The following is a 22,971-nucleotide window of genomic DNA, read 5'->3' on the forward strand; positions in this document are numbered from 1 at the left end:
GCCGCGACGGCACGGCCGGAAAAAGGGATTCCGAGCCGGCCGGAACGAGCGCGGCCAATGCCCGGACCCGCGTGACTTCGACCCGGAATCAGTGGCACAGACCGTGGGCTGTAAACCGTTACGCGGTGACGCGCAGCACCGAACGCAGATGCTCGGCGCTTTCCCACACCTGGTCGACGGGTCCCTTTTCCTTGGGCTCCGCCGTGAGAATGGTGTCCTGTTCCAGGACGTACCAGCCGTCGTATCCGCAGGCGGCGAGACGGGTGACGATGGCCCGCACATCGACGTCGCCGGCGCCGAGCGGGCGGTACATGCCTTCGCGAACGGCCTCGGTGTAGGTGAGACGGCCGGACCGGACCTTGGCGGCGAGGGAGGCGTCCACGTCCTTCATGTGGGTGTGGGCGATGCGCTCGGGTGCCTGCCGGGTCAGTTCGGCGGGGTCGGTGCCGCCGATGAGCAGGTGCCCGGTGTCGAGGCAGAGGGAGATCGACGAGTGCTCCAGGACGCGCCGGACCTCCTCGCCGTTCTCGATCATCGTGCCGACGTGCGGGTGCAGGACGGCTCGTACCCCGCGCTCGGCGGCCAGCGCCGTCAGCCGGTCGAGGTGGGACAGCAGCAGCTTCCAGCCGTCGGCGTCGAGTTCGGGCCGGGAGTCGTAGCCGTCCTGGCCGGTGATGGCCGACAGGACGAGGACCTCCGCGTGGGAGGCGGCGTAGCTCTCCAGGAGCCGTTCCGCCTCGGGCAGCGGGTCGTGGCCCGGGACGTGCAGCAGCAGCGGGGTGAAGCCGCCGACGGCGTGCAGGTCATGGTGGGCGAGGACCTGGGCCATGGCGTCCGGCTCCGCGGGCAGGAAACCCTCGGGGCCGATCTCGGTGGCGGCCAGGCCGACCTCGCGCATCTCCTTCAGCACCCGTTCGGGCGTCAACTGGTAGCCCCAGCCGGGCACTTCGCACACGCCCCAGGAGATGGGCGCGCCGGCGATCCGGTCGAGCGGTGAGGTGGTCATGCCGTGGCCTTTCGGTGGTGGTGGTCGGAGTCCGGGCCGGGGTCGGCGACCGCGGCCCTGGCGAGCGCCACGGTGCCGACCGCCGAGCCGTCGAACGGCGACGTGCCCCCCGGAGTCCGCGCGGTTCCCCCGGCCGCCTGCCGGCGACTGCCGTTCAGCGGTTCCACGGGCGCCATTGCCCTCTCCCTTCAGGAAGCCGACGCCTCCGCGGAAACCGGTGGTGTCGCTCAGCCCACGGCCAGGCCGTCTACGTGCCCGCAACGCTAGGTCCGCCGGGGGAAGGTTGCGAAGCCCCCGAACCAATCAATTCGCCATCATCGCGGCCGTCATTTATCCATCATCGCGGAGAAGGCCCGAGCCGATCGGGGGTCGCGCACCTGCTGGACACCGCCATCGAGGGAGGCCGGGACGACCTGGCCTCGATGACGGCATCCGGGCCGACCCGCCTACCGTCCGCCGCCCGCCGGACGGCCCGGCCTCACATCAGGTGTCGGTCCAGGAACCGGCACCCGTCCTCCAGTTCGAACCACGGGGTGCCGGTGTGCCCTCCCAGATTGGCGTGCAGCGTCTTCTCCTTGCTGCCGAAGGCGTCGAACAGGTCCAGGGCCCGTTGCCGGGGGTTGCCCTCGTCGTCCCACTGCAGCAGGTACAGCAGCGGGATGGTGACCTGGCGGGCCTCCTCGCGCTGGGCCCGGGGCACGTACCCCCCGGCGAAGAAGCCCGCGGCCGCGATACGCGGCTCGGCCACCGCCAGCCGGATGCCGAGGGCGGTCCATCCCCCGGAGTACCCGACCGGGCCGCCGATCTCGGGCAGTTCGAGGAGGGCGTCCAGAGTGGTCCGCCATTCCGGGACGGCGTTCTCGACCAGCGGGCCGATGAAGGACTCGAAGATCTCGTCGACCGGCTCGCCGGCCCGCATCGCCCGCCGGAGGTCGGCACGGGCCTGCTCGTCGGCGGCGGAACGGGGACGGTCACCGCATCCGGCGGCGTCGATGGTGGCCACCGCGTAGCCGCGCGCCGCGGTGTACCGGGCCCGGGCCACCAGCCGGGGTTCCGCCTTGGGCAGGCCGTTGTTGTGGGCCATCAGGACCAGCGGGGCCGGTGCGGATCCAGTCGTCCACAGGGTGCCGGGGATCTCGCCGAGGGTGAATTCGCGCTCGAGGACGCCGTCGTCGAGGCGCTGTTCGGAAGTGAATTGCACGATCGTGCCTTTCGGGAGTGCGCTTGAACGGCGCTCCCGGACGACCTATCGCCCGACCGTGACCCCGGAGGGGAGCACCCATGTCGATACTGCGTTCACGGGTACCACCTCCTCGTTCTCTCGCACGGCCTCCGGGAAACTAGCAGCGGCCGCCGCGGTCCGCCAACAGGTTTTCGCGACCACCGAGGAGGCGCCGGCCTCGATCGGACCACTCACCTGTCCCCCCCCCCGGCCCGATGGGCTCCGCATCCGCTGCCGGTCCCGGAAGGGCTCGTCGGCGTTTTGGTACGGCGCAGGTCACGGTACCCATGGCGGCCGCGCTTCCGACATCGTTGTCGGAAGCGCGGCCTGCCCGAGGCGCGGCCCTACGGGATGCGGCAAGGCCCGAGGGGGCACCGGACGCCGGGGAGTGTGGTCGGTCTACGGCGTGTAGTGGGCGTCACTGCCGTACAGCTCCCTGGTGAACGCGGAGACATCGGCGCTGCGATCGGCGCCGTCGAGGTTGTACGTCAGGTAGACGCCGTACCCCTCGCTGACCGTGCGGCGGGCGAGGTCGGCGGCCGTGCTTTGCGAGGTTCCGCCGATCTCGACGGCCGCCGGCGACAGCTTCGACTTGGGCAGTGCGATGCCGGGGACCTGCCAGGTGCCGTAGTACGGGTTCCAGGCGTAGTCGAACTTGGACGAGACGTCGACGCCGCCGTAGGACAGGCGCGACGCGGCCGGGCCGATGTTGTAGAGGCTGATGATCTTGTCCGGCATGTCGGCGCGCAGTGCCGACACCAGGTACACGAACGAACTGCCGTTGGGCTGGCCGGTGCCGTTGTTGCCGTACTCGGCGTACTCGTCGTCGAAGTCGATGCCGTCGAGGCCGTACTTGGCCACGGTGTCCGACAGTTGTTTCGCGAAGGCCGAAGCCGCCTGCTGGGACGGGAAGTTGGCGAAGCCCGCACCCTGGTGGTTGCCGAGCACCGAGAGGACGACCTTGATGCCCTTCTGCTGCAGCGGCCGTATCTGCGTTGCGGCGTTGTCGAGGACGCGTTGCACGTTCTCGTTGAAATACAGGGTCGCCGCCTTCGCGCCCGTGTCGTAGTTGATGTTCGCCGCGAAGATCACGGCGACGTCGAAGACGTTGCCGCCGCCGTTGGCGAGGGTGTACTTGCCGACGTTCAGCATGCTGTTGTTGTTCACCTCGACGTACGCCACCGAGGTTGGTCCTTGTTTGGCGGAAGCGGGGGCCGCTGCCGCGCCGGTCGTGGCGGTCGCGCCTAAGGCGAGGGCCATAACAGCCGAGAGCGCGAGCGCGGCCGTCCGCACTCTGCTCCGCACCGGAGTGAACATCGTTGATCGGTCTCCCATCGCGTGGAGCGGCGCCCGACCTGTTCGCGGGCGCCGGGAAAGCCCCCCGGATCCTTCCGTTCCCGTGACCGCATCCCCAGAACCATGCGGGAACTCTTCACGACTCCCACGCACGCACGTCGCACCGTAACCCTGGGCCCCGGCAAGGGAGTTACCAGAGCGCCGCGCTGCCGCGCCGGCCCAGGCCGGCGACCCACAGAACCCATGGAGATCGGCATCGACGCGATCACCGCCGGCGCGGACGAACCAGGCATGCACGCCGCGGGTCCGCCGCAGTGGAGCAAACGGTCGGCGGCGCCTCTCCGGCAAACCTCGGGCTCGCTCCTCGCGGAGCGAACGTCCGACCGGTGTCGGCCATCCCTCTCTTGTGCCGACCAAAATCCTCGTCATGCACCGGTGCACCGCCGGCTACAACCCCACGATCTGGTTCCACCGCTTCGCGAAGTCCACGCGTTCGGTCGAGGTGATGTCACGGGCGATGGCCAGGCGCCTGCGCATCGTCGTGTTCGGGAAGATCAGGGGGTTCTCGGCGAGGGCCGCGGTGTCCTTGTCCTTGGAGGCGGCGAGGACCTGCTGGGCCGCCGGGACGGGGCAGACGTAGTTGACCCAGGCGGCCAGTTCGGCGGCCACCTCCGGCTCGTAGTAGTAGTCGACGAGACGTTCCGCGTTGGTCTTGTGGTCGGCCCGGTCCGGGATCATCAGGGAGTCCGACCAGAGCTCCGCGCCCTCCTCGGGGACGAGGAAGCGGATGTCGGGGTTGTCGGCCTGGAGCTGGATGACGTCGCCGGAGTACGCCTGGCAGGCCAGGACGTCGCCGCTGACCAGGTCCTTGGTGTAGTCGTTGCCGGTGAAGCGGCGGATCTGGCCGCGGGCGACCTGCTTCTCCACCTCGTCGCAGACGTCGTAGAAGTCGTCGGCCGTCCACTTCGTGATGTCCACGCCGTTGCCCTGCATCAGCAGCGCGAACGCCTCGTCGAGGCCGGAGAGCAGGGTCACCCGGCCCTTGAGGTCGCTCGCCCACAGGTCCTTGACGTGCCGGATCTCGCGGCCCAGCTTCCGGCGGTTGTACGCGATGCCGGTGATGCCCGACTGCCACGGCACCGTGTACAGGCGGCCCGGGTCGAAGGCGGGCGAGCGCAGCAGCGGGTCCAGGTACTTCGCCACGTTCGGCTGGTGGGCGCGGTCCATCTTCTGGACCCAGCCCAGGCGGACGAACCGCGCGCACATCCAGTCGCTGATGACGATCAGGTCCCGGCCGGTGGACTGGTGGTTCATCAGCGCCGGGCTGATCTTGCCGAAGAACTCGTCGTTGTCGTTGATCTCCTCGATGTAGTCGACGGAGATCCCGGTCCGCTTCTCGAAGGCGTCGAGGGTGGGCCGCTTGTTCGGGTTGTCGTCGTCGACGTCGATGTACAGCGGCCAGTTCGCGAAGACCAGCTTGCGGTCCTGGGCGGACAGGTCGGTCACCGTGCGGTCGCCGGCCTTGACGTACGCGGCGGGCACCCCGCAGCCGGCCAGGGCGCCGAACGCGGCGGTGCCGCCGAGCGCGCGCAGCAGGGAGCGACGGGACAGCTCGGGCGTTCGCGAAGGATTCTGGGGCACACCTGAAGCATGTCCCGCCTCCCCGTGGCCGGGCAATCGACGCTGCGTCGAGCCCCCTGACACGGACCGGACACCTTGTCGATGACCTAGGTCAACACGGCGTTACGCACCCGGTGACGGTGACCGGGGGCCGACAGCAAAGCGCTGCCCGGGGGCTCCTCGCCCCCGGGCAGCGCCATGTACGCGTCGTCCCTGTCGATGTGCGGCTCCGCCGCGTGGGCGCGACCAGCCCCCACGCACCGGCACCGGCACCCGCACCCGCACCCGCACCCGCACCCGCACCGGCACCGGCACCGGCACCGGCGATACGACCTACGCGTCCAGCGACGTCATCACGTGCTTGATCCGCGTGTAGTCCTCGAACCCGTAGCCCGACAGGTCCTTGCCGTAGCCCGACTTCTTGAACCCGCCGTGCGGCATCTCCGCGACCAGCGGGATGTGCGTGTTGATCCACACGCAGCCGAAGTCCAGCTTCTTGGACATCCGCATCGCCCGCCCGTGGTCCTTGGTCCACACGGAAGACGCCAGCGCGTACTCCACGCCGTTGGCCCACTCGGTGGCCTGGTCCTCGTCCGTGAAGGACTGGACGGTGATGACCGGTCCGAAGACCTCGTTCTGGATGATCTCGTCGTCCTGCTTGAGCCCGGAGACGACGGTCGCGGCGTAGAAGTAGCCCTTGTCGCCGACCCGCTGCCCGCCGGCCTCGACCTTGGCGTGGGCGGGGAGCCGCTCGATGAAGCCGGAGACCTGCTTCAGCTGGTTCGGGTTGTTCAACGGCCCGTACAGCACGTCCTCGTCGTCCGGCTGGCCCGTCTTCGTCTCGGCCGCGGCCTTCGCGAGCGCGGCGACGAACTCGTCGTGGATGGACTCCTGGACGAGGACGCGGGTGGCGGCCGTACAGTCCTGGCCGGCGTTGAAGAAGCCGGCGACGGAGATGTCCTCGACGGCCTTGGCGATGTCGGTGTCCTCGAAGACGACGACCGGCGCCTTGCCGCCCAGCTCCAGGTGGACCCGCTTGAGGTCCTTGGACGCGGACTCGGCGACCTGCATGCCGGCGCGTACGGAGCCGGTGATGGAGGCCATCGCCGGAGTCGGGTGCTCGACCATCAGACGGCCGGTGTCACGGTCGCCGGTGACGACGTTGAAGACACCCTTGGGGAGGATCCCGCCGATGATCTCGGCCATCAGGACGCTCGACGCCGGGGTGGTGTCGGACGGCTTGAGCACGACGGTGTTGCCCGCCGCGATCGCCGGGGCGAACTTCCACACGGCCATCATCATCGGGTAGTTCCACGGCGCGACCTGCGCGCAGACGCCGACCGGCTCGCGGCGGACGATGGAGGTCATCCCCTCCATGTACTCGCCGGCCGACCGGCCCTCCAGCATCCGCGCCGCGCCCGCGAAGAAGCGGATCTGGTCGACCATCGGCGGGATCTCCTCGGAGCGGGTGAGCCCGACGGGCTTGCCCGTGTTCTCCACCTCGGCCGCGATGAGTTCCTCGGCGCGCTCCTCGAACGCGTCGGCGATCTTCAGGAGGTGCTTCTGGCGCTCGGCGGGCGTGGTGTCCCGCCACGCCGGGAAGGCCGCGGCGGCGGCCGCCATGGCCGCGTCGACGTCCGCCGCCCCGGACAGTGGCGCCGTCGCGTACGCCTCGCCCGTCGCCGGGTTGACCACCTCGGTGGTCCGTCCGTCGGCGGCGTCCCGGAACTCACCGTCGATGTAATTGCGCAGACGACGCAGCTCGGTGCTCACTGCCGGCCCTCCAAGTTCGGGTGTCCATTGACTGAGACACCCACAGTAATCCGAGATCCCACGTTTTCAACACCCCCGCGGCCGCCGCGTCTGCGAAATCCGCAATACCGGGCACCCCAAACAACGAATTTCATCGATGCGGCCTTGCGGAACCGCGGAGACGTCGTGCACAGTGAGGTCGTGGCCAGTCGAAGCGCAGACCAGAGGGACTCGTCCCGCGAGTCCAGGAACGGCACCCCCCAGTTGGACGCCGTTTCCCTCGCCATCATCCAGCAGCTCCAGGAGGACGGCCGCCGGCCGTACGCCGCGATCGGCAAGGCCGTCGGCCTGTCGGAGGCGGCCGTGCGCCAGCGCGTCCAGAAGCTGCTGGACCAGGGCGTGATGCAGATCGTCGCCGTCACGGACCCGCTCACCGTGGGCTTCCGCCGGCAGGCGATGGTCGGCGTCAACGTCGAGGGCGATGTCGAGTCGATCGCGGACGCGCTGACCGCCATGTCGGAAGTCGAGTACGTGGTGATGACCGCGGGCTCGTTCGACATCCTCGCGGAGATCGTCTGCGAGGACGACGACCACCTGCTGGACGTCATCAACAAACGCATCCGGTCACTGCCCGGAGTGCGCTCCACCGAAAGCTTCGTCTACCTGAAGCTGAAGAAGCAGACCTACATGTGGGGAACCCGATAACCGTGAGCCAGAAGGACCTCAGCAAGACCGCGTACGACCACCTGTGGATGCACTTCACCCGCATGTCCTCGTACGAGAACTCCCCCGTCCCGACCATCGTCCGGGGTGAGGGCACCTACATCTACGACGACAAGGGCAAGCGCTACCTCGACGGTCTCGCGGGGCTGTTCGTGGTCCAGGCCGGTCACGGCCGCGTCGAACTCGCCGAGGCGGCCTTCAAGCAGGCCCAGGAGCTGGCGTTCTTCCCGGTGTGGTCCTACGCCCACCCGAAGGCCGTCGAGCTCGCGGAGCGCCTGGCCGACTACGCCCCCGGCGACCTGAACAAGGTCTTCTTCACCACCGGCGGCGGCGAGGCCGTGGAGACCGCCTGGAAGCTCGCCAAGCAGTACTTCAAGCTCAAGGGCAAGCCGACCAAGTACAAGGTCATCTCCCGCGCGGTCGCCTACCACGGCACCCCGCAGGGCGCCCTGTCCATCACCGGTCTGCCGGCCCTCAAGGCGCCGTTCGAGCCCCTCGTCCCGGGCGCGCACAAGGTGCCGAACACCAACATCTACCGCGCCCCGCTCTTCGGCGACGACCCGGAGGCCTTCGGCCGCTGGGCCGCCGACCAGATCGAGCAGCAGATCCTCTTCGAGGGCCCCGACACCGTCGCCGCGGTCTTCCTGGAGCCCGTGCAGAACGCGGGTGGCTGCTTCCCGCCCCCGCCCGGCTACTTCCAGCGGGTCCGTGAGATCTGCGACCAGTACGACGTGCTGCTCGTCTCCGACGAGGTCATCTGCGCCTTCGGCCGCCTCGGCACGATGTTCGCCTGTGACAAGTTCGGCTACGTCCCGGACATGATCACCTGCGCCAAGGGCATGACCTCGGGCTACTCCCCGATCGGCGCCTGCATCATCTCCGACAAGCTCGCCGAGCCGTTCTACAAGGGCGACAACACCTTCCTGCACGGCTACACCTTCGGCGGCCACCCGGTGTCGGCGGCGGTGGGCCTCGCCAACCTCGACCTGTTCGAGCGCGAGGGCATCAACCAGCACGTGCTCGACAACGAGGGCGCGTTCCTGTCCACCCTGCAGAAGCTGCACGACCTGCCGATCGTCGGCGACGTCCGCGGCAACGGCTTCTTCTACGGCATCGAGCTGGTCAAGGACAAGGCCACGAAGGAGTCCTTCAACGACGAGGAGACCGAGCGCGTCCTGTACGGCTTCCTCTCCAAGGCCCTGTTCGACAACGGCCTGTACTGCCGTGCCGACGACCGCGGCGACCCGGTCGTCCAGCTGGCCCCGCCGCTGATCTCCAACCAGGAGACCTTCGACGAGATCGAGCAGATCCTGCGCGCCACGCTGACGGAGGCGTGGACGAAGCTCTGATCATCCGATCAGCAGCATGATCCGGCCCCGGCGCCGTCCGTTCGAGTGAGAACGGCGGCCCGGGGCCGTGTGCTGTCCGGGCTCGGCTCCCCGACCTGCCTAGCGTGCACGTGACCGATCGGCCCAGCCTTCGTTCCCCCGGACGGGGGATCGGACGCGGGAAAACGGATCAGAACCGAGGTGTACGCCCATGGAGGCCCCGCCGGACAACGACGTGCTGTGGGCACGCTCTCTGCACTTCTGCCACCAGGACGGCTCCCCCGGGGTCACCGGTGTCTCGCTCGGCGTGCGGGAGGGCGAGATCCTCGCCGTCAGCGGGCCGCGCGGCAGCGGCAAGACCACGCTGCTGAGGTGCCTGTCCGGTCTGGTCCCGGCGCAGCACGGCGAGGTCTGGTTCAACAGCACGGCCGTACACCGGATGGGCCCGCTCACCCGCGAACGGCTCCGCCGCGACCGCTTCGGCTGGATCGACCCGGCCCCGGCACTGGTCCCCGAGCTGAACGTCTGGGAGAACACCGCGCTGCCCCTGATGCTGCGCGGCACCGGCCGCCGCCGGGCCAAGGTGGCCGCCCTGGAATGGCTGGAGCGCCTCGACGTCGGCGACAAGGCCCGCAGCCACCCGGCGGAGCTCCGGCAGGCCGAACGCCAGCGCGTCTGCATCGCCCGCGCCCTCGCGCCCGCGCCCACGGTCCTGTTCGCCGACGAGCCGACGGCACCGCTGCACCGCGCCGACCGCGCCCATGTGCTGCGCACCCTCACCACGGCGGCCCGCTCGCACGGGATCACGGTCGTCCTCGCCACACACGACGCGGAGACGGCGGCCGTCGCCGACCGCACGGTCTCGCTCCTGGACGGGCGCCGGGTGAACACGGTCCACCTGCCGCCGGTCCCCGAGACGGAGGGCCGGGCCGAGTGCTCGCTCTCCGTCTGACCCGCGCCGCCCGCCCGGCCGTCCACCTGCGTCGCCTCCTGGTGGCCACGGCGGCCGCCGGCACGGGCTTCCTGCTGCTGTCCGCCCTCGGCTACGCGATGGTCCACCCGACCCACTCGACGGCCGCGCTGCTGCGCCTGTCGTGGTGCGCGATCCCGCTGGCCGCCACGGTCTACCTGGCGATCGCGGTGGCCCGCACCGACCCCGGCACCAGGCCGCGCCCGGGCCTGTCCGCGCTGGGCCTGGGCCCGGGCCGGCTGATGGCCATCGCCGCCCTGAACACGGCGCTGGCCTGCACTCTGGGCTCGCTGCTGGCCCTGCTGGTCTTCCTTCACCTGCGCGGCGACCTCACGGGCATGCCCTTCGACGGCGCGGCGAAGGACTTCCTGGCGGCGAACAGGTCCCTGCCGGTCCCGGCGGCCCTGACCCTCCTGGCCGTCCTCCCCGTGCTCGCGTCCACGGCGGTGGCGGTGACCCTCCGGCCGAGGGATCTGCCGGGGCCGGCGGGCCGGGCCCGGGTGTACGGCCGTTCCGGGTCCTACGGGAGATCGGCGAAGCGCGAGACCTTCGGCACCTACGGCCGCTTCGGAGCCCGGTTCTTCCGCGCGCCCGCGGGCGGCCCCCAGCCGACGACCGGCACCCGACCGCTTCCGTCCGCGGGCGGTCGTGCCGCTGGGACGGCGCGACCGCCCACTGAGGACACCTCCTCCGCGGGAGGCACCCCGCAGGCGCCGGGAAGCGACGCCCCGCCCACCCCGAACCCGGAGGACGGCGCGCTGGCGGCCCCGGACCACGGCCCCGGCCTCCCGGCCTTCGGCACCGCTCCCACCGGCCTGCCCTGGGGCATCGCCGTGTTCGCGGCGGGTCTCGCCGTGGAGTCCTACGCCGGCGCCACCGAAGCCACCCCCCGGACCAGCCTCCCCGGCGGCCTGGCCGTGGGCCCCGTCGGCGTCCTCGCCGGGTGGGCGCTCACCGCTCTCGGCCTGATCCTGGCCGCCCCCGGCCTCACCCATCTCTGCGGCCGCCTCCTCCAGACCGTCCGCCCCGGCGCCCTCCGCCTCCTGGCCGGCCGCTTCCTGATGGCCGAGGCCACCCGTATCGGCCGCCCCCTCGGTGTCGTCTGCGCGGTGGCGTCCGCGGCCTTCGCGGCCCGCACGCTCTACGACGACGGCGACGCCCTCGTCCCCGGCCCGCTCACCACCCTCGGCGGTGCCGTGGTCGCCGGCTGCGCGCTGGCCACCCTCCTGACCGCGGCCGTGGAGGCCCGCCAGTCCCGTACCGACACCACCGAGGCCCTGCTCCGCATGGGCGCCCCGGCCACCGTGCTGCGCGGCGCCGCGGCCCTGCGCAGCGGCGCCCTGCTGGTCCTCTTCACCCCTCTCACCCTGCTCGTCGCCGACCTGGCCGCGCTGCCGCTGGCCCGCTGAGACGCCGCAGGGACATCGCGGCAGAAGAATCCGAACCCACCGATGACTTTCGCACCTCCCTTCGGTCTGTCCCCCCGAACGGCACGACACCCGAGGGAGAGGTCCCCATGTACCAGCAGATGATCTTCGTGAACCTGGCCACCAACGACGTCGCCGCGTCGCGGAAGTTCTTCACGGAGCTCGGCTACTCGATCAACCCGCAGTTCAGCACCGACGACTGCACCTGTGTCGTGATCAGCGACACGATCATCGCGATGCTCCTCGGCAGGCAGCGCTACGCCGACTTCACGAAGAAGGAGATCGCCGACTCGACGAAGACCAGCGAGGTGCTGATCTGTCTGAGCGCGGAGAGCCGCGAGAAGGTCGACGAACTGGTGGAGAAGGCGGTCGCGGCCGGCGGCACGGCGAACGAGGACGTCCAGGACCAGGGCTTCATGTACGGCCGTTCCTTCGACGACCTCGACGGCCACAGCTGGGAGGTCACGTGGATGGACCCGGCGGTGGTCCAGGGCTGACCGTCCCGGCCCCCGACCGCTCCACCTCCACGCGCCCCTGCGAATCCCTTCGAATCCCTTCGAATCCCTCTCAATCCGTACGAACAGCTGTGCCAGCATGGGCGGGTGCATCCGACACCCGCCCAGCCGCAGCCCAACCGCGCCGCCCGCGACCGCGAGATCGAGTCCCTCGCCGAGTTCGACGAGGTCGTCGCCGCGCACGGCTCGCTCGCCCAGTACCGCGTCCAGGCCGTCGACCTGACGGACCGTACGGACGCCCTGCTCACCACCGACACCACCGGCGCCGTCTTCCTCGGCTGCCCGATGTCGGCCGAGGCCGCCGCCCGGGTCCGCGCCTCGGGCGCCCTGGTGTTCCCGCCCGTCCCCGACCTCCCCTTCGACCCCTACCGCGCCTTCGTCTACACGCCCGACGAACTGTTCGACGCGCTCGGCGAGGGCTACGAGGCGACCCCGGACGCCCGTTCGTACGCCTGGTTCCAGCGGACCAAGGCGGACGGCGACATATTCGCCTCGATGCTCCGCTCCATCCATGACGACGCGGTCTCCGACGCGCTCGACGAACTCCTCGCCGGCGCCCGGGTGGTGGGCGTCATGGGCGGGCACGCGATGGCCCGCGGTACGCGGGAGTACGCGGGCGCCGCCCGGCTCGGCCGGGAGCTGGCCCGCGCCGGCCTCACGGTGGCGACCGGGGGCGGCCCGGGGGCGATGGAGGCGGCGAACCTGGGCGCGTACGCGGCGCCCTTCGACGACGGGATGCTGGAGGAGGCGCTGGGGCTCCTGGCCAAGGCGCCGTCGTTCCGGCCGTCGATCACCGACTGGGCGCGGGCCGCCTTCGAGGTCCGCGAGCGCTGGCCGGACGGCGGCCCCTCGGTCGGCATCCCCACCTGGTTCTACGGCCACGAGCCGCCGAACGCCTTCGCCGCGCACATCGCCAAGTACTTCGCCAACGCCACCCGCGAGGACGGCCTGCTGGCCCGCTCCAACGCCGGTGTGGTGTTCCTGCCGGGCGCCGCCGGGACCGTACAGGAGATCTTCGACAACGCGACGCCCAACTACTACGAGTCGCGGGGCGAGCCGACCCCGATGGTGCTCGTGAACGAGGCGCACTGGAGCGAGCGGCTGCCGGCTTGGCAGCTGCTGACCTCGCTTGCCCGGGAGCGGTCGATGGAGTCCCGTATCGCCCTGGTTGACCGGATCGAGCAGGCTTCCGCGGCGCTGAAACGTCTCGGCAGTTAACAAGCAGGTAAAGTCAACGCCCGTGGACCGCATATGCATTGACACTACTTACGGCGCACTTATAGACCTGTGAGCCTCTTGGGGTTGCTGATGCCTCACCTCGCGTTGCGTCAACTCCCCCGCAAGCCCCCCGCAGTTATGCACCCAGTAAGGACAAACGTGTCCATATCCCGCCGCAGTGCACGTCGTTCCGTGCGCATCCTGGGAGTTGCCGCTGCGTCGGCCGCGCTGACGCTCGGCGTCTCCGGTTCCGCCCTCGCATGCAACATCTCTGAATTCTCCGCCGAAGCCACCTGCGACGGCGCCAATGGCGTCATCACGGTCACCGACACCGACGCCTCCGGTACTCCGGCAACGATCACCGTCTTCCTCGAGAGCAACGGCAGCGACGCGAAGCAGATCGGCGACGCCCAGACCGTCAAGGGCTCCAAGGCCGGCACGCCGGTCACCTTCTCCGAGGACTGGCAGCCGAACGCGGTGTACCGCGTCCACGTCAAGGTCGACAGTGGCAGGATCCAGATCGACAAGGACATCACGCCCAACCTGACGACCTCGTCCACCGCCTGCAAGGGCGAGGAGAGCTCCAGCCCGTCCCCGTCGGATTCGGCCACGCCGGCGCCGTCGGAGTCCGCGTCCACCCCGGCCGAGTCGGACTCCCCGACCCCGTCGGCCACGGAGAGCAGCAGCACCGCCCCGGCGTCCACGTCGAGCAACGCCCCGTCCCCGGCGGTCGGTGAGTCGAACCTCGCCGAGACCGGTGCCAACTCCAACACCGGTCTGATCGCGGGCATCGCCGGCGCGCTGGTCGTGGTCGGCGGCGGCGCCGTGTGGTTCGGCATGCGCCGTCGTGGGGCGAACAGCGGAAGCTGACGCACCCGCCCAGTACACCGTCGAGGCCCGTCCCCGTATCCCCGGGGGACGGGCCTCGGCCATGTCCTGCGGCGTTCAGTCCAGGACGACGGCTCCGCCGCCCAGTCCAGTACGAGGTCTCCGCCGCCCAGTCCAGTACGAGGTCTCCGCCGCTCAGTCCAGTACGAGGTCTCCGCCGCTCAGTCCAGTACGACGGTCTCCGCCGCGTCGAACTCGACGCCCACCGTGTCCCCGGCCGCCGGCGCCTCCCGCAGCGCGCAGGCCGCCTCCAGCCGCGGGCCGTCCTGGGGCTGGAGGTGGACGGTGACATGGGTGCCCTGGAAGGTGCGGGCGGTCACCGTGCAGGGCAGCCCCGCTTCGGCGGCGACGATTCGTACGCCCGCGGGTCGCACCAGCAGCGTCCGCGCGCCCTGCCCCGATCCTTCGGGCACCGGCAGCTTCCCCCAGGGCGTCACCGCGGCCGAGCCCTCGACGGTCGCCTGGACCACGTTGCCGAAGCCGAGGAAGCGCGCCACGAACTCGTCGGCCGGCCGCTGCCAGACGTCGAGGGGGGAGCCGGACTGGGCGATCCGTCCGTCCCGCATCACCACGACCCGGTCGGCCAGCGCGAAGGCCTCGCCCTGGTCGTGGGTGACCGCGAGCACGGTCGTACCCAACCGCCCGAACAGCTCCCGCAGTTCGACCACCAGCCGCTCCCGCAGCGAGCGGTCGAGCTGTCCCAGCGGTTCGTCGAGCATCAGCAGCCGGGGCCGGGGCGCCAGCGCCCGCGCGAGCGCGACCCGCTGCTGCTCGCCCCCGGAGAGCCCGGCCACCGCCCGCCGGGCGGCCCCCGGCAGCCCGACCAGCTCCAGCAACTCGGTCACCCGTTCGGCCTGTTGCCCCTTGCCCGCACCACGCATCCGGAGCCCGAAGGCCACGTTCCCGCCCACGTCCCGCTGCGGGAAAAGCTGATGATCCTGGAACATCAGCCCGACCCCGCGCTGATGGGCCGGCACCCGAACCTGGTCCCGTCCGTCGAGCGACACCCGCCCCGCGTCCGGCGGTTGCAGCCCCGCCACCACCCGCAGCAGCGTCGACTTGCCGCTTCCGCTCGGCCCGAGCACGCACACCACCTCGTGCTCGGCGACCTGGAGGTCCACGGCGTCCAGCACGGGCCGGCCGCCGAACCGCACGGTGGCCTGCTCCAGTTCGAGAAGCGGCATCAGAACTCCCCCGTCCGGTCGGTCCGCAGTCGCTCCAGTACCAGCAGCGCCACCGCGCACACCACCATCAGAATCGTGGAAAGGGCCATCGCCTGGCCGTAGTTGAGATCACCCGGGCGGGACAGCAACCGCGCCACGGCCACCGGCAGCGTCGGATTGTCCGGCCGGGCGATGAAGACCGTGGCCCCGAACTCCCCGAGCGACACCGCGAAGGCGAAGCCCGCCGCGACCAGCAACGCCCGTCGCACCATCGGCAGATCGACCTCCCGCCACACCCGCCACGGCGAGGCCCCGAGCACGGCCGCCGCCTCCCGCAGCCGTTCGTCCACGGCACGCAGCACGGGCAGCATGGTCCGCACGACGAACGGCACCCCGACCAGCGCCTGCGCGAGCGGCACCAGGATCCAGGACTGCCGCAGATCCAGCGGTGGCTTGTCGAGCGCGATCAGGAACCCGAAGCCGACGGTCACCGCGGACACCCCGAGCGGCAGCATCAGCAGCGCGTCGAAGCCCCGTACCAGCCGCCCCGCGTCCCGCCGGGCCAGCGCGGCGGCGGCGAGCCCGCCGATCACCACGGCGATGGCGGTCGCGGCGGCGGCGTATTCGAGCGAATTGACCACCGACTGAATCGGCGCGACCAGGAAGGTGCCCCCGTCGGCGTCACCCAGCGCCCGGTAGTAGCCGAACCCCCCGTCGAGCGACCGCCGTACCAGCACGGCCAGCGGCAGCACGAGGAGCACGGCGATGGTGGCCAGGACCGTGCCGAGCAGCGCCCACTGCCCGGTGCCGCGCGGCCGGCGTGCCGTCACCGACGGGTCCACCAGCCGCAGCGCGCTCTCCCGCCGCCGTACCGTCCACGCGTGCACGGCGAGGATCGCGCCGACCGCGACGAACTGCACGATCGTGAGGACGGCGGCCGTGGAGAGGTCGAAGATCTCGGAGGTCTGCCGGTAGATCTCCACTTCGAGGGTGGAGAAGGTGGGCCCGCCGAGGATCTGCACCACTCCGAAGGAGGTGAAGGTGAACAGGAAGACCATCAGCGCCGCGGCGGCCACGGCGGGCACCAGCGCGGGCAGGGTGACCTTCCGCCAGGCGCCCAGCGGCGAGACGCCGAGCATCCGCGCGGCCTCCTCCTGCCGCGGGTCCAGTTGGGCCCACAGCCCGCCCACGGTCCGTACGACGACCGCGTAGTTGAAGAAGACATGCGCGAGCAGGATGGCCCAGACGGTGGTGTCCAGCCGTACGCCCCACAGCTCGTCCAGCAGTCCGCCGCGGCCGACCAGCGCCAGGAACGCCGTACCGACCACCACCGTCGGCAGCACGAAGGGCACCGTCACCACGGCCCGCAGCACCTGCTTGCCCGGGAAGTCCAGGCGGGCGAAGACGTAGGCGGCCGGCAGCGCGGCCAGCAGGGTGAGCGCGGTGGAGGCGAGCGCCTGCCAGGTGGTGAACCACAGGACGTGCCGGATGTCGGACTGGCCGACGACGTCGGCGATCCGCCCGAACCGCCACACCCCGTCGGCCTTCAGCCCGCGCGTGACGATCGCCGCGACCGGCCACGCGAAGAAGACGGCGAAGAACGCGACGGGCACGGCCATCAGGCCGAGCCGCGCCACGCTCCCGCGCCTGCCGGCTGCTCGAGTACCGGCTACTTGAGTACGAGTGAGGTCCACGTCTTGACCCACTGGTCACGGTTGGCGGCGATCTTGTCGGGCGCCATGGTCTCGGGGTCCTTCGCGGCGGGACCGTACTTCGTGAACTCGGCGGGCACGCTCGCTCCCTCGACCACCGGATACACGAACATGCTCAACGGCATGTCCTCCTGGAACTCCTTGGAGACCAGGAAGTCGATGAGCGCCTTGCCGCCCTTGGTGTTCCCGGCGTTGCTCAGCAGCCCGGCGAACTCGATCTGCCGGAAGCAGGTGCCGGTCGCGACACCGGTGGGCGCGGTGCTCGGCTTCGGGTCGGCGTAGATGACCTCGGCGGGCGGGGAGGAGGCGTACGACACGACGAGCGGCCGGTCGCCCTTCGCCTTCTTGCCGCCGGCCGAGCCGGAGAACTCCTCGTTGTAGGCCTGCTCCCAGCCGTCGACGACCTTGACGCCGTTGTCCTTGAGCTTCTTCCAGTAGTCCTGCCAGCCGCCGTCGTACCGGGCGGCGCTCCCGAGCAGGAATCCCAGCCCCGGCGAGGAGGTGGCCGCGTTCTCGGTGACGAGGAGGTTCTTGTACTGCGGCTTGACGAGATCGGCGTAGGACGTGGGCGGGGTCAGCTTGTGCTTGCTGAAGTAGGCCTTGTCGTAGTTGACGCAGATGTCGCCGTAGTCGATGGGCGTGACCCGGTGCTTGCCGGCGTCGAGCTGGTAGTCCGTGCCGACCTGGTCGAGGCCCTTGGCCTGGTACGGCTGGAAGAGGCCGTTGTCGAGGGCCCGGGAGAGCAGGGTGTTGTCGACGCCGAAGAAGACGTCGCCCTGCGGGTTGTCCTTGGTCAGGATCGCCTTGTTGACGGCCTGGCCGGCGTCGCCGTCCTTGAGGACCTTCACCTGGTAGCCGGACTGCTTCTCGAAGTCCTGGAGCACGCTCTTGGAGACGGCCCACGAGTCGTGGCTGACCAGGGTGACGGTCTTGGAGTCCGCTGCCGAGCCGCCGGACGACCCACACGCGGACAGCGTGACGAGACCGAGCCCGACGGCCGCGGCCAAGAAGGTCTTGGTGTGCACTGGTGTTTTCCTCCTGGGGTGGACCAGGAAGAGACGCGGCCCCACCCGGTGGAACCACCCGGGCAGGGCACAACAGCTTGAGTGATGACCGAACTTCCTACCCAGAATGACCTGGGCGAGGTTCAGAGGGTCTGCGGCCCGATTGCCGCACTCTCAGCGCTGTGGCGCTCCCCTGTCGGAATATGAAGATGTCGATATGAAGATGCCAGTGTACGAAGACGTCAGTGTACGAAGGTAGTGACGTACGAAGGTAGTGACGTACGAAGGTAGTGACGTACGAAGGTATCGCCGTAAGACGATGCCGACATAGGACGATGCCGACGTAGGACGATGCCCCTCGTGCGACAATCCCGCCGTACGACGATATGGCTGGACGGCCTCAGATTACCGCTCGGTGGCCGCGAGCTGACCGCACGCTCCGTCGATCTCCTGCCCGCGGGTGTCCCGGACGGTGACGGGCACACCGTGCGCGGCGATCGCCTCGACGAACGCCTTCTCGTCCTCGGGCCGCGAGGCGGTCCACTTCGAGCCCGGCGTCGGGTTCAGCGGGATGAGGTTGACATGCACGGGCTTGCCCTTGAGCAGGCGGCCCAGCCGGTCGCCCCGCCACGCCTGGTCGTTGATGTCGCGGATGAGGGCGTACTCGATCGACAACCGTCGCCCGCTCTTCTCCACGTACTCGAACCCGGCGTCGAGGACCTCGCGCACCTTCCACCGCGTGTTCACGGGGACGAGGGTGTCGCGCAGCTCGTCGTCGGGGGCGTGCAGGGAGATCGCGAGCCGGCACTTGAGGCCTTCGTCGGCGAGCCGGTGGATGGCCGGCACGAGCCCGACCGTCGACACGGTGATCCCGCGCTGCGACAGGCCCAGCCCGTCCGGGGCCGGGTCGGTCAGCGCGCGGATGGCGGTGACGACCCTCTTGTAGTTGGCGAGGGGCTCGCCCATGCCCATGAAGACGATGTTGGAGAGCCGCGCGGGACCGCCGGGCACCTCGCCGTCCCTGAGCGCCCGCATCCCGTCCACGATCTGGTGGACGATCTCCGCGGTGGAGAGGTTCCGGTCCAGGCCCGCCTGCCCGGTCGCGCAGAACGGGCAGTTCATCCCGCACCCCGCCTGTGAGCTGATGCACATGGTCACCCGGTCCGGGTAGCGCATCAGCACGGACTCGACGAGCGTGCCGTCGAAGAGCCGCCACAGCGTCTTGCGGGTCGTGCCCTCGTCCGTCGACAGATGCCGGACCACGGTCATCAGCTCGGGAAACAGCGCGTCCCGCAGCCGGTCCCGGGAGCCGGACGGGATGTCCGTCCACTGCTCGGGGTCGTGCGCGTACCGCGCGAAGTAGTGCTGCGAGAGCTGCTTGGCACGGAACGGCTTCTCACCGATCTCGGCCACCGCGTCCTTGCGCTCGGCAGGCGTGAGATCGGCAAGATGCCGCGGCGGCTTCTTGGCTCCGCGCGGCGCGACAAAAGTAAGTTCTCCGGGCTTGGGCATGGTGGTACCAGTGTCGCAGATCCACTTGGGTGACCTGCGGCTGTCGCTTCCGGCACCTGTCGTCGCAGGTCGTCACCGATCACCCGTGGACACCCACGGACGGACCGGCCGGCGGGCCGCGTCCTCGCGTCAGGTTCGGTGCGGTGCGTCGCCGTTGTTCTCGTCACCACGTCACGGGCAGGGTGCGTGGTCCGCGGATCAGGCCCTGGCGCTGGAACTCGACCTCCTCGGCGGGCACGGCCAGGCGGATGCCGGGGAAGCGGGTGAGGACCGAGCCGATCATGATCTCGGCCTCCAGACGGGCCATGATGGCGGCCATGCAGTGGTGCGGACCGTGGCCGAAGGCCAGGTGGGGGCCGTCGGTGCGGTCGAAGTCCAGCTCGTCGGGGTCCGCGAAGACCGCGGGGTCGCGGTTGGCGGCGACGTACGCGTTGTAGATGACCTCACCGGCGCGGATCAGCTGGCCGCCGACCTCGACGTCCTCGATGGCGACCCGCGGGATGCCGACGCCGTTGCGGTGCGGGACGTAGCGGAAGAGTTCGTCCACGGCCTTCGGGAGCAGCTCCGGCTCGCGGCGCAGCCGCTCCAGGTGGCGGGGGTGGGTGAGCAGCGCGTACATCATCGAGCCGCTGTTGTTGCGGACCGCGTGGCCGCCGCTGACCTGGATGGCGGTGGCCAGGGAAATCGCCTCGTCGTCGGTGATCTCACCGGACTCGGTGGCCAGTGCCAGCACTCCCGCGAGGTCCTCGCGGGGCTCCTCGCGGCGGTGCTGGAGCAGCTCGGCGATCCGGGCCCGGGTGGTCCGGGCGGCCTCCTTGGCGCGCTCCTCGGAGTCGGGCCCGGCGGACAGCAGGGCCTCACCGGTCGCCGCCCAGCGGTGCCAGTCCTTCTCGTCGACGCCGAGGAAGTCACGGATCACGGCGATCGGGAAGGGACCGTGGAGATGCTCCATGAGGTCGGCCGGCGGCCCGGCGGCCGCCATCGCGTCGAGCAGTTCGGCGGCCCGGCGCTCGGCCACCGGCCGCAGCCGCTGCATGGCCCGCCCGGTGAACGCGCGGGCGACGACCCGGCGCAGCCGGTTGTGCCGGGGCGGGTCGATGTACTGCAGGCCCGCCGTCTGCGAGGCAACGGGCTCCGGGCGCATGCTGGTGACGTCGCGGCCGACGACCTGTTCCCGGGAGAAACGGGGGTCGGAGGTGACGAAGCGGCAGTCCTCGTACCGGGTGATCAGCCAGGCGTGTCCCTCGCCGTGCGCGAGTTTGATCCGGGTGACCGGCTCGTCCCGCAGCATCTCGTCGAGGAACGGGTCGGGGTCGAGGGCGGGCAGATCGTCGACGGGCCAGACCCGCACCGGAGGAGGCGGGGTCTGGGGCGGGGCGGAGGCCGGGGCCGGGTCGAGGGGCATGGGCACACTCCTGCGCGTCGGAGACACAGCGTCCTCACAGGGAGTCTGCCTCCCACCGGACTGACCATGCGATTTCTGCTGCGTCATCCGGGGCCGACAAGCCGTCGAGCCCCCGCCCTGCGAAGGGCGGGGGCTCGACTACGACAGGTGTACGTCACCCGCTGCCGACGAACAGCACCATCAGCAACCACACCACCGGAGCCGTGGGCAGCAGGGAGTCCAGTCGGTCCATGATGCCGCCGTGGCCCGGGAGCAGGGTGCCCATGTCCTTGATGCCCAGGTCCCGCTTGATCATGGACTCGCCGAGGTCGCCGAGGGTGGCGCTGGCCGCGACCGCGAGGCCCAGCAGCAGGCCCTGCCACCAGGTGCCGTCGTCGATCAGGAACTGCATGCACAGCGCGCCCGCCGCCATGGCGAACAGGACCGCGCCGACCAGGCCCTCGCGGGTCTTGCCGGGACTGATGCGCGGGGCGAGCTTGTGGGTGCCGAACCGCCAGCCGACCGCGTAGGCCCCGGTGTCGCTGACCACCGTGAGGAGGAGGAAGGTGATCACCCGGCGGGGGCCGTCGTCGGCGGTGAGCATCATCGAGACGAAGGTCGCCAGGAACGGCACGTAGAACGCCGCGAAGAGACCCGCCGTGACGTCCCTGAGATAGCCCTCCGGCGGTTCCGTCATCCGCCAGACCAGAACCGCGAGCCCGGTGAGCGCCAGGGCGACCCAGGCACCCTCGGCACCGCGGGCGTAGCCGGCGACCACCATCGCCGCGCCGCCCAGTGCCAGCGGGACCAGGGGCGCCTTGATGTTCTTGCGCTCCTGGAGCCGGCTGGTCAGCTCCCACAGGCCCACCACGACCGCGACCGCCACCACGCCGACGAAGACGGCCTTGACGACGAACAGGGATGCCACGATCACGACACCCAGTCCGACGCCGACCCCTATCGCCGCACCCAGGTCCCGACCCGCGCTCTTCTTCTGCGGCGCGGGCGCCGGCTGCGGGGCGTCGGGCATGGGCTCCGGATTCTGCGGCGCCGCCGCATGCGGCAGGGGCTGCGCCGACGGGGTGTCGTTGCGGTACGTCCCGTCGCGAGACATACCGTCCTGGAACGTCTCGTCTCGGAACAGGGGGCCGCTCAGCCGAGAGGCCCCCCGGTCGTCGTCCTGGTCTCCGCCGTACGCGGGTACGTCGTCGGGCACGATCGGCATGGGGCGAGTCTGCTGCGCGTCATGCGCATCGTACGCGGGACCCGCCGGGGCGGCTCCCTGGACATGCCCCCGGCCATAGCCATGGGCGTAGCCCTGGTCGTACCCCTGGCCGGGAGCCTGCTGGTACCCCTGGCCGTGGCCGGAACCGTTGGCGTGACCATGGCCCTGGACAGGACCCTGGTCGTACCCCTGGCCTTGGACGGGACCCTGGTCGTCGTACCCCCGGCCCTCGGCAGGACCCTGGTCGTACCCCTGGCCGGTGCCCTGATCGGTCGGCCCCCAGTACCCGGCCGGTGATCCGGCCTGCGGACCGGCGTGCGGCGGCGCTCCCCAGGATGAGTCGTTCATCAGACTTCGAGAAGCTCCGCTTCCTTGTGCTTGAGGAGCTCGTCCACCTGCGCGACGTACTTCGCGGTGGTGTCGTCGAGCTCCTTCTCGGCGCGACGGCCCTCGTCCTCGCCGACCTCGCCGTCCTTGATCAGCTTGTCGATGGCGTCCTTGGCCTTGCGGCGCACGGAACGGATGGAGACCTTGGAGTCCTCCGCCTTGCTCTTGGCGACCTTGATGTAGTCGCGGCGGCGCTCCTCGGTGAGCTCCGGGAACACCACCCGGATGATGTTGCCGTCGTTGCTCGGGTTGACGCCCAGGTCCGAGTCGCGGATCGCCTGCTCGATGTTGCGCAGCGCGCTCTTGTCGAACGGGGTCACGACCGCCATGCGCGGTTCCGGCACGGAGAACGAGGCCAGCTGGTTGATCGGCGTCGGCGCGCCGTAGTAGTCGGCCACGATCTTGTTGAACATCGCCGGGTGCGCACGGCCGGTGCGGATCGCGGCGAAGTCCTCCTTGGCGACCACGACGGCCTTCTCCATCTTCTCCTCGGCCTCGAGGAGGGTCTCTTCGATCACCACTTGCTCCTGCGTGTCTTGAGTAAGGCCCGGCTGCGGTTCCTGTGCGGGCGGCGGCCGGCTGCGTCGCGTCTTCTTTCCTGCACGGTTCCCGACCGGCA

At 70.5% G+C, this 22,971-nt stretch carries 21 protein-coding genes; 8 read left to right on the top strand and 13 right to left on the bottom strand.

Annotation, left to right across the window (positions count from 1 at the left end):
* Positions 1 to 118: 118 nt before the first annotated feature.
* The 6 genes from ACWDGI_RS37125 to ACWDGI_RS37150 form a co-directional block, all read right to left on the bottom strand.
* Entirely contained in the window at positions 119 to 1,006 is an 888-nt protein-coding gene (locus tag ACWDGI_RS37125) for a sugar phosphate isomerase/epimerase family protein (protein ID WP_450766825.1), read from the bottom strand.
* Positions 1,003 to 1,182 carry a hypothetical protein gene (locus tag ACWDGI_RS37130; RefSeq protein WP_450766827.1) on the bottom strand — a complete coding sequence of 60 codons (180 nt, stop codon included), beginning with the start codon at positions 1,180 to 1,182 and terminating at the stop codon, positions 1,003 to 1,005. The genes ACWDGI_RS37125 and ACWDGI_RS37130 overlap by 4 nt, the downstream gene beginning before the upstream one ends.
* A gap of 302 nt (positions 1,183 to 1,484) precedes the next feature.
* Positions 1,485 to 2,207: a dienelactone hydrolase family protein gene (locus tag ACWDGI_RS37135; protein WP_450766829.1), complete on the bottom strand. Its 723-nt coding sequence runs from the start codon at positions 2,205 to 2,207 to the stop codon at positions 1,485 to 1,487.
* A 420-nt stretch (positions 2,208 to 2,627) separates the two neighbouring features.
* Positions 2,628 to 3,545 carry an endo-beta-N-acetylglucosaminidase H gene (locus ACWDGI_RS37140; protein WP_450766831.1) on the bottom strand — a complete coding sequence of 306 codons (918 nt, stop codon included), beginning with the start codon at positions 3,543 to 3,545 and terminating at the stop codon, positions 2,628 to 2,630.
* A 426-nt stretch (positions 3,546 to 3,971) separates the two neighbouring features.
* Positions 3,972 to 5,165 carry an ABC transporter substrate-binding protein gene (locus ACWDGI_RS37145; protein ID WP_450766833.1) on the bottom strand — a complete coding sequence of 398 codons (1,194 nt, stop codon included), beginning with the start codon at positions 5,163 to 5,165 and terminating at the stop codon, positions 3,972 to 3,974.
* Positions 5,166 to 5,477: 312 nt separating this feature from the next.
* Positions 5,478 to 6,917, bottom strand: a complete 1,440-nt coding sequence (locus tag ACWDGI_RS37150) for a gamma-aminobutyraldehyde dehydrogenase (RefSeq protein WP_450766835.1) — start codon at positions 6,915 to 6,917, stop codon at positions 5,478 to 5,480.
* 165 nt (positions 6,918 to 7,082) lie between these two features.
* On the opposite strand from ACWDGI_RS37150, the gene ACWDGI_RS37155 reads away from it, so the two are divergent.
* The 7 genes from ACWDGI_RS37155 (at position 7,083) to ACWDGI_RS37185 (ending at position 13,947) form a co-directional block, all read left to right on the top strand.
* A complete protein-coding gene (locus ACWDGI_RS37155) occupies positions 7,083 to 7,601 on the top strand; it encodes an Lrp/AsnC family transcriptional regulator (RefSeq protein WP_351712472.1) in 519 nt (172 codons plus the stop codon).
* Positions 7,586 to 8,968 carry an aspartate aminotransferase family protein gene (locus tag ACWDGI_RS37160; RefSeq protein WP_360484969.1) on the top strand — a complete coding sequence of 461 codons (1,383 nt, stop codon included), beginning with the start codon at positions 7,586 to 7,588 and terminating at the stop codon, positions 8,966 to 8,968. Before ACWDGI_RS37155 ends, ACWDGI_RS37160 begins: the two co-directional genes overlap by 16 nt.
* A gap of 190 nt (positions 8,969 to 9,158) precedes the next feature.
* Complete coding sequence (locus tag ACWDGI_RS37165; protein ID WP_450766838.1) at positions 9,159 to 9,899, top strand: ABC transporter ATP-binding protein; 741 nt, start codon at positions 9,159 to 9,161, stop codon at positions 9,897 to 9,899.
* Positions 9,881 to 11,326 (top strand): hypothetical protein, encoded by a 1,446-nt coding sequence (locus ACWDGI_RS37170; RefSeq protein WP_450766840.1) that lies wholly within the window; start codon positions 9,881 to 9,883, stop codon positions 11,324 to 11,326. The genes ACWDGI_RS37165 and ACWDGI_RS37170 overlap by 19 nt, the downstream gene beginning before the upstream one ends.
* Positions 11,327 to 11,433: 107 nt before the next feature.
* Entirely contained in the window at positions 11,434 to 11,841 is a 408-nt protein-coding gene (locus tag ACWDGI_RS37175; RefSeq protein ID WP_450766842.1) for a VOC family protein, read from the top strand.
* 105 nt (positions 11,842 to 11,946) lie between these two features.
* Complete coding sequence (locus ACWDGI_RS37180) at positions 11,947 to 13,077, top strand: LOG family protein (protein ID WP_450766844.1); 1,131 nt, start codon at positions 11,947 to 11,949, stop codon at positions 13,075 to 13,077.
* Between the two features lie 138 nt (positions 13,078 to 13,215).
* The gene (locus ACWDGI_RS37185; RefSeq protein WP_450766846.1) at positions 13,216 to 13,947 is read left to right on the top strand and encodes an LAETG motif-containing sortase-dependent surface protein; all 732 of its coding nucleotides are present in this window, start codon (positions 13,216 to 13,218) and stop codon (positions 13,945 to 13,947) included.
* Positions 13,948 to 14,126: 179 nt separating this feature from the next.
* Here ACWDGI_RS37185 and ACWDGI_RS37190 read toward each other — a convergent pair whose 3' ends face one another.
* From ACWDGI_RS37190 to ACWDGI_RS37215, 6 genes are all read right to left on the bottom strand, one after another.
* Positions 14,127 to 15,149, bottom strand: coding sequence for an ABC transporter ATP-binding protein (locus tag ACWDGI_RS37190; RefSeq protein WP_450766848.1), 1,023 nt, complete (start codon positions 15,147 to 15,149; stop codon positions 14,127 to 14,129).
* Positions 15,149 to 16,747 carry an ABC transporter permease gene (locus ACWDGI_RS37195; RefSeq protein WP_450766936.1) on the bottom strand — a complete coding sequence of 533 codons (1,599 nt, stop codon included), beginning with the start codon at positions 16,745 to 16,747 and terminating at the stop codon, positions 15,149 to 15,151. The genes ACWDGI_RS37190 and ACWDGI_RS37195 overlap by 1 nt, the downstream gene beginning before the upstream one ends.
* Positions 16,748 to 16,797: 50 nt before the next feature.
* A complete protein-coding gene (locus tag ACWDGI_RS37200) occupies positions 16,798 to 17,865 on the bottom strand; it encodes a thiamine ABC transporter substrate-binding protein (protein WP_450766850.1) in 1,068 nt (355 codons plus the stop codon).
* A 384-nt stretch (positions 17,866 to 18,249) separates the two neighbouring features.
* Positions 18,250 to 19,356 carry a 23S rRNA (adenine(2503)-C(2))-methyltransferase RlmN gene (rlmN, locus tag ACWDGI_RS37205; protein WP_450766852.1) on the bottom strand — a complete coding sequence of 369 codons (1,107 nt, stop codon included), beginning with the start codon at positions 19,354 to 19,356 and terminating at the stop codon, positions 18,250 to 18,252.
* A 163-nt stretch (positions 19,357 to 19,519) separates the two neighbouring features.
* On the bottom strand, positions 19,520 to 20,761 hold the full coding sequence (locus tag ACWDGI_RS37210; protein WP_450766854.1) for a cytochrome P450: 1,242 nt from the start codon (positions 20,759 to 20,761) through the stop codon (positions 19,520 to 19,522).
* Positions 20,762 to 20,915: 154 nt separating this feature from the next.
* The gene (locus tag ACWDGI_RS37215; protein WP_450766856.1) at positions 20,916 to 21,965 is read right to left on the bottom strand and encodes a phosphatidate cytidylyltransferase; all 1,050 of its coding nucleotides are present in this window, start codon (positions 21,963 to 21,965) and stop codon (positions 20,916 to 20,918) included.
* Between the two features lie 21 nt (positions 21,966 to 21,986).
* On the opposite strand from ACWDGI_RS37215, the gene ACWDGI_RS37220 reads away from it, so the two are divergent.
* The gene (locus ACWDGI_RS37220) at positions 21,987 to 22,262 is read left to right on the top strand and encodes a hypothetical protein (RefSeq protein WP_450766858.1); all 276 of its coding nucleotides are present in this window, start codon (positions 21,987 to 21,989) and stop codon (positions 22,260 to 22,262) included.
* A 50-nt stretch (positions 22,263 to 22,312) separates the two neighbouring features.
* Here ACWDGI_RS37220 and frr read toward each other — a convergent pair whose 3' ends face one another.
* Positions 22,313 to 22,870, bottom strand: a complete 558-nt coding sequence (gene frr, locus ACWDGI_RS37225) for a ribosome recycling factor (RefSeq protein WP_450766860.1) — start codon at positions 22,868 to 22,870, stop codon at positions 22,313 to 22,315.
* Between the last annotated feature and the right edge of the window lie 101 nt (positions 22,871 to 22,971).

This window comes from Streptomyces sp. NPDC001220, from assembly GCF_053597895.1.

Coding starts and splice junctions, on each gene's coding strand:
- ACWDGI_RS37165 (WP_450766838.1), top strand. CDS start 9,159: ATGGAGGCCCCGCCGGACAACGACGTGCTGTGGGCACGCTCTCTGCAC.
- ACWDGI_RS37215 (WP_450766856.1), bottom strand. CDS start 21,965: ATGCCGATCGTGCCCGACGACGTACCCGCGTACGGCGGAGACCAGGAC.
- rlmN (WP_450766852.1), bottom strand. CDS start 19,356: ATGCCCAAGCCCGGAGAACTTACTTTTGTCGCGCCGCGCGGAGCCAAG.
- ACWDGI_RS37220 (WP_450766858.1), top strand. CDS start 21,987: ATGCGCATCGTACGCGGGACCCGCCGGGGCGGCTCCCTGGACATGCCC.
- ACWDGI_RS37195 (WP_450766936.1), bottom strand. CDS start 16,747: ATGGCCGTGCCCGTCGCGTTCTTCGCCGTCTTCTTCGCGTGGCCGGTC.
- ACWDGI_RS37140 (WP_450766831.1), bottom strand. CDS start 3,545: ATGTTCACTCCGGTGCGGAGCAGAGTGCGGACGGCCGCGCTCGCGCTC.
- ACWDGI_RS37185 (WP_450766846.1), top strand. CDS start 13,216: ATGCACCCAGTAAGGACAAACGTGTCCATATCCCGCCGCAGTGCACGT.
- ACWDGI_RS37125 (WP_450766825.1), bottom strand. CDS start 1,006: ATGACCACCTCACCGCTCGACCGGATCGCCGGCGCGCCCATCTCCTGG.
- ACWDGI_RS37175 (WP_450766842.1), top strand. CDS start 11,434: ATGTACCAGCAGATGATCTTCGTGAACCTGGCCACCAACGACGTCGCC.
- ACWDGI_RS37210 (WP_450766854.1), bottom strand. CDS start 20,761: ATGCCCCTCGACCCGGCCCCGGCCTCCGCCCCGCCCCAGACCCCGCCT.
- ACWDGI_RS37130 (WP_450766827.1), bottom strand. CDS start 1,182: ATGGCGCCCGTGGAACCGCTGAACGGCAGTCGCCGGCAGGCGGCCGGG.
- ACWDGI_RS37190 (WP_450766848.1), bottom strand. CDS start 15,149: ATGCCGCTTCTCGAACTGGAGCAGGCCACCGTGCGGTTCGGCGGCCGG.